Genomic DNA, 240 nt, shown 5'->3' with positions numbered 1-240 from the left:
CGTTAACGGATGACTATCTTAATGCATACAGTGATTTAGAAACTTGTTACGATGAATTTAGCAAACTCGTCTATCAACTAGCCGAAAAGCAAGAATTGTACAACGTGCACGTTGTCACTACCGATAAATTGCCTATGGTACGCTTCCACAGTGAAGCTTATTGCTTAACCACAGATGAGCAATTACGTTTTTTCTATAACCCAGCCCACCATGAGGCTAACCGTTTACACAGCGTTGCAG

At 41.2% G+C, this 240-nt stretch carries 1 protein-coding gene; it reads left to right on the top strand.

Annotated elements, in window-relative coordinates; translation table 11 throughout:
* A partial coding sequence (locus AAEY88_RS15290; RefSeq protein WP_350563759.1) for a DUF3083 family protein occupies positions 1 to 240 on the top strand: 240 nt, incomplete at both ends.

This window comes from Psychrobacter sp. CAL346-MNA-CIBAN-0220 (genome assembly GCF_040309805.1).
Lineage (GTDB): Bacteria > Pseudomonadota > Gammaproteobacteria > Pseudomonadales > Moraxellaceae > Psychrobacter.
The sequence above is the reverse complement of the archived record's forward strand: the minus strand, read 5'-3'. Positions and strand labels throughout refer to the sequence as shown.